Annotated in this window: 5 protein-coding genes and 1 pseudogene; 1 reads left to right on the top strand and 5 read right to left on the bottom strand. The window is 65.6% G+C overall.

Translation table 11 applies throughout. The features are described from left to right. On the top strand, positions 1-576 hold a 576-nt coding region (locus ACESL9_RS17065), incomplete at its 5' end, for a hypothetical protein (RefSeq protein ID WP_372675303.1). Here the strand turns inward: ACESL9_RS17065 and ACESL9_RS17060 are convergent. The 5 genes and pseudogenes from ACESL9_RS17060 to ACESL9_RS17040 form a co-directional block, all read right to left on the bottom strand. Further along, on the bottom strand, positions 554-1,717 hold the full coding sequence (locus ACESL9_RS17060) for a glycosyltransferase (protein ID WP_372675302.1): 1,164 nt from the start codon (positions 1,715-1,717) through the stop codon (positions 554-556). The genes ACESL9_RS17065 and ACESL9_RS17060 overlap by 23 nt on opposite strands. Then, positions 1,714-2,604 carry a sulfotransferase domain-containing protein gene (locus ACESL9_RS17055; RefSeq protein ID WP_372675304.1) on the bottom strand — a complete coding sequence of 297 codons (891 nt, stop codon included), beginning with the start codon at positions 2,602-2,604 and terminating at the stop codon, positions 1,714-1,716. Before ACESL9_RS17055 ends, ACESL9_RS17060 begins: the two co-directional genes overlap by 4 nt. Before the next feature lie 112 nt (positions 2,605-2,716). Beyond that, positions 2,717-3,517, bottom strand: coding sequence for a formyltransferase family protein (locus tag ACESL9_RS17050; RefSeq protein WP_372675301.1), 801 nt, complete (start codon positions 3,515-3,517; stop codon positions 2,717-2,719). Then, positions 3,514-4,374 carry a PIG-L deacetylase family protein gene (locus tag ACESL9_RS17045; protein WP_372675300.1) on the bottom strand — a complete coding sequence of 287 codons (861 nt, stop codon included), beginning with the start codon at positions 4,372-4,374 and terminating at the stop codon, positions 3,514-3,516. Before ACESL9_RS17045 ends, ACESL9_RS17050 begins: the two co-directional genes overlap by 4 nt. Before the next feature lie 217 nt (positions 4,375-4,591). Next, positions 4,592-4,885, bottom strand: a pseudogene (locus ACESL9_RS17040) (hypothetical protein); the annotation flags it as partial.

The following is a 4,885-nucleotide window of genomic DNA, read 5'->3' as shown; positions in this document are numbered from 1 at the left end:
GTGGCGGCGACGGATTTTACTCCGAGAGCGCTGGAATTGGCCGGCGGCGAGGGGTTGCCGGCCCGCGGCGACTGGAGCGACGGCGCGGCGGTGGTCGAAGACTGGAGCGCCGTGCCCTTCGTCGCAACCACGCGGGAATTGCACCATGTCGCGCATATCGGATCCTACGATGTCCTGTTCAGCCAAAGCAGGGTGACCGAACTCGACCCGCCGGAGGATTTCGGTGTCGATCCGCGCACCGGGCGGCCGGTCGTGGGCGACGCCGACAACATCCTGCGCATTCTTCACTGCGTGCCCGACGGGCTTCTTGTCACCTCGCCGCACTGGTGGCGGTCTCAGGGCTGGGAAGATCGGCTGCTCCCGTATCTGACCGAAAACGGGACAGGGCTGAGCCTGCGCGAGAGGGGCGCGATCCTCGCCATTCGCTGGCAGACCCCGAACACGCGGTCGGGCAGCTGCGACACGCTGTCACGCGATCTGCCCGCCGCCGCGATCGATGCCGGGGCCTCAGGTGGGGATGCCGGCCTGATCCCTCCGGGTGGCCCTCCGGGGGTCACGGCAGAAGAGCCGACGTGATTTCCTCAGGCGATTGGCGAAAGCTGTTCTCCGGCATCGCGAGCAGTGCGCGGCGGCGCGCGACGATCTCTTCGGGCGACAAGCTGCGCAGCAGGGAGACGAGCGCGTCCGCCGTCGGCTCCGGCACGGTCCAGCCCAGCCCCCGGGCCACACGTCGGCCGGTCTCGGTTCCCGCGACGGCGATCGACGGGCAGCCGAAATATCCGGCTTCGTAGATCCGGTTGGGCAGCAGCCATGTGGAGTTCGTGCCCCATTGCCAGAGGTCCTGCACCCAGACGGCATCGCAGCCGCGATAGATTTGCTCCAGCCCGTCAGGGTAGTCGTAGGGTCCGTGACAGGTCACGTTCGCCCGGGCCGCGACAACCTGTTCGAAGTCGGGCAGCATGTGGTGGTGAACGATTCCGTGCAGTCGCAGTTCGACCCCAGAGCCGAGGCGGTCGGTCATCTCGAGAAGAATATCGAGGCTTTTTGGACAGCGCAGGGTGCCGACCCAACCCAGGACGAATGGTCGTCCGGGCGTCCGGGCGTCATCCGGGGCCGGGCGGTCTGGCCCCACCCCCTCACCGATCCAGAGCTTGTTTTCCAACAGTTTCACGTCTCCAGTCCACGCCTGCACCGGTCCGAAATACTCACGCTCGAAGGCAGGGGAAGAGACGATGATCGCATCGGTGCGCTTCAGAAGGGACCGCTCGACCCTGCGTGCAAGACGCCCCCCGGGCCCGCCATCGGTCATGATGTCGTGAATGTCGAGGACCTCGTAGACCAGCCGCGGCCGTGGCCGCATCATGCGCCTGGCCGCCGCGGCGATGATCAGCATGTCGAGATTGCGTGCGACGATCGTCCGTGCGCCGGCCAACCGCCCGTGATGCCGCCACAGGATCGGCAGCGCCGCGAGGATCCGCCAGATACGCTGAGCCATGGCCGCGTTGCGCGTCTGGCCCAGATCGACATTGGGCCAGAACGGCTCTGCGTCATGGGTCATGTTGGCGCGGCGCATCGTGAATCCGCTGACCTCGAACCCGCATTCCATATAGGCACGGATACGGCGCCGTTGGGCCGCCTCTGCCGCGTCGAACCCGAAGACCACAAGCTTGTGCGGCCTGTCGGACCCGGGCACGGGATGGTCGGGCGGTGCGGTCATCCGCCCTGTCCCGTTTCCCAGGGCAGCCGATCGCGGCCGAGCATCGCGCGCAATCGCGTCATTTCATCGGCAAAGATCCCGTGCAGACGGTCTGCCGTTTCGGGGCGCATGGGGGGGATCTCGTCGCGCATCTCGATGCTGTTGGCCCTGAGAATCCGTGCCACGGGTGGCGTCGCCTTGATCCGTGCGAGCATGGGTTCGAGGCTGTGCCGGCGCATCCAGTCACCGCCCGCCCTCAGGCCGCTGCGCAGGGCGGGCAGCCGGGCCCGGTCGCTTTCGTTGCGGCGCTCGTGAAGGATCGCGCTGTCGAAATTCTCGTCGACGCTAAGAAATCCGAAAAGCGTCCTCGCCGCCGCCCGGGGATCGGCCGCGATCTCTTCGGCGAAGAGAACGAGGATCAGGTCCGGATCGAACGCATCGCGCCATCTGGCAAGATGCGTGGCGTAGAGCCCCTGTTCGATATAGGCGGGGTTGTTGGCCAGCCCGTCCTCGAAGGGGACCGGATCGACATGTCCCTTGATGATCTCGTGCAGATGGTTGGAGAAGGCCCGCCGCACCGGATCACGCAGCAGAAGCACGATCTTCAGGTCGGGATTGTAGGCGCGGGCGCGTCCCGGTGCCCGGGGATCGTGAAAATAGGACGGCGAATTCTCGAACCGGAGCGATCGGGCGTCGTCGCGGCCAAAATGACTTTCATACCAGCGATAGCCGCGGTCGAAATAGTAGCTGAAGAAGTCGAGCTCCTTGGGGTCGCTGACCCCGATCTCCGGGTGGGATCCGGCGACCGAGTGTATCCAGGACGACGCGCATTTCTGGGCCCCGATACCGATGGCACCGACCGGCGCGGAACGCGCGGCCGCGCCGGGTCCGGTGGCGTCCTGCGGCATGCGCACGGTGCATGTTCCTGATGTCATGTTTGCAGGATACTCCGCTATCGGTGAGGGCATCGGCGCAGCCCCGAAGCGACCGGGAGAGCGCCTGATGGAGACGTGCCGCCTGTCATGCGCCGGGCTTTCTGTTCATGGTGGCAATCACTTCGTCCCGCACCTCCGGGGTGAGGTCTGCAAAGCGATAGGGTCTGTCCCCCGCGATCGTATCCTGTTTGCGCCGTTCGGCAGTGCCGGCAAGGACGGCGCGGACGGCTTTCGGCATCGCATCAAGGGCATTCAACTGGTTTCGCGCACGGATGATCCAGGGCCCGTCCGAGATCTCGGCCGCCTGCGGAACCTGGGCGACGATATCGCCGGTATCGACGTCTGGCGCAACATAATGAATTGTCAGCCCGACCTTGTCGAGATCGCCGTTGCGCACCTGCCAGAATTCGACCTGGGTGCCGCGATAATGCGGCAACAACGAACCGTGAAGGTTGAGGACGCCAAGCGATGCCGTCCACAGCATTGGTGCGCGGATGATCGGCGCACCGATCAGCACGATGACCCGCAACCCGAAGCCGGCCTGCCATGCGACGGTCTCTGGGGTGTTGACATCCCCGCGGGGCATGCGGCGGATCTCGCAGCCCTTCGGCCAGCCCGGCACCGGCCCGGCGCCGTCCAGAAAGACCTTCCGGGCCTCGTGCTCGTAACGCGCCGGCAGTCCGGATCGCTGGCGCCTGCCCGGGATCAGGCGGCCGAGCCGTTTCAGCATGCGCAAGCCCGGACCGTGACCCCGGGTCGCCGCGGGATCCTCGAGCAACAGAATGCTGCGCAGCGGATCGTCGGTGCCATCAAGCGTGTCTGCAAGGCGTGCGGCCATATGGCGGCCGAGCGGAGTGTCGCCGGTGATCAGCCCTGCTCCGCTCATGGCGCGGCCGTCCCCTCGTCTTGCGGTCCGGCGATTTCGAAGAACAGTTCACGGTCGCGAAAGAAGTGCTCGAGAAAACTTGGCGGCAGTCCGCTCCAGCCGGGCTCGGTCCCCAGGGCTCCGATCTGCGAGCGATGACAGTCCAGCGCCTCGCGCTTGCGCTGCTCGAAGCCGCCGATATCCACGGTGACCGCTTTCAGCCTGCGCGCCGCCCGACCCGCCTTGTGAAGGCCCGCGATGAACCCCGCCTTGTTGCTGGACCGCTCGGGACGCCAGGATCCGAAATCCCAGAACCAGACCGGATATTCCCAGAGCGTGGCCCCGCCGAGCCGTCCTTCCGCGTGAAGTCCGTGCACGGCCCGCGCCAGTGCGACGTGATCGCGGTGCCCGTCACCCGATGCACATACGAAGATTTCCGATGGCGACAGCTCGTCCACGAGTGCGGCGATCTCCGCCTCGAGCGCCGCGCCATGCGCGGCAAGCGCGCCATCCGGAAAGCCCAGAAACCGGATATGGTCCCACGCGACACCAAGAAGGCTGCAGGCCGCGACGGTCTCGCGCGCCCGCAATGACACGATGTCGTCCCGCGACATTCCGCGGGCGGCGTCCGCAGCCCCGGTCGCGGCCCCGTCGGTCACCACGGCGACATGGACCGGCATCCCCGCCTTGCGCTTGAGCAGGACCAGCCCGCCGCATCCCAGGGTCTCGTCATCGGGATGGGGGGCCAGTATCAGACAGTCCCGACGGGTCAGGTCTGCCGTGCGATCCTGCGCGCGGCGGGCGACGGTCCGCCACAGACGCCGCATGGCCGCGCGCTCCAGAGTCGGCCATATTCCGGAAAGAGTGACGAATTTCATCGGGGTGTCTTTTCTGATCATGGGCCGGGGCGATGTCCGGACAGGCTTGCTCATATGGGATTGTCGGGGGGTTGCTCTGGCTTTATCACGCTCCGGGTCACGTTGCCGCCATATCGGGCACAAGTTCCGGCCAGGCTGGAACATCCTTGTATAAAAGTCCAACTATGCCACGCCTCAGACCTTCTGAAAACCGATAGTTGCGCTTCGCCAGGGCGATTCAGAGAACGGCTGGCCTGGAGCCAGTCATCAGTATTCTGAGGGCGTGATTTCGATCATTCTGGATGATTTCGACGGCTTTTGTCGGTGAGGTGTTGATGCGTTTCAGCAATGTTCTTGCGGCGCTGACCAACGTGAAGACATTTCTCGGGGCGTGGTCTTTGCGGTTTGTGTAGCCATCCTCGCCAAGGCAGACATCCTTGTCGCGGTGCATGGTCTCGATGTGCCAATGCGCGCGGTTGAGGCGCAGAAGCGTTGCGGGGGGCGGCGCATCGAGGCTGGTGATCAGATAGGT

This window comes from Aquicoccus sp. (assembly GCF_041686535.1).
Lineage (GTDB): Bacteria > Pseudomonadota > Alphaproteobacteria > Rhodobacterales > Rhodobacteraceae > Aquicoccus.
This window is presented reverse-complemented; position numbering and strand designations above follow the sequence as displayed.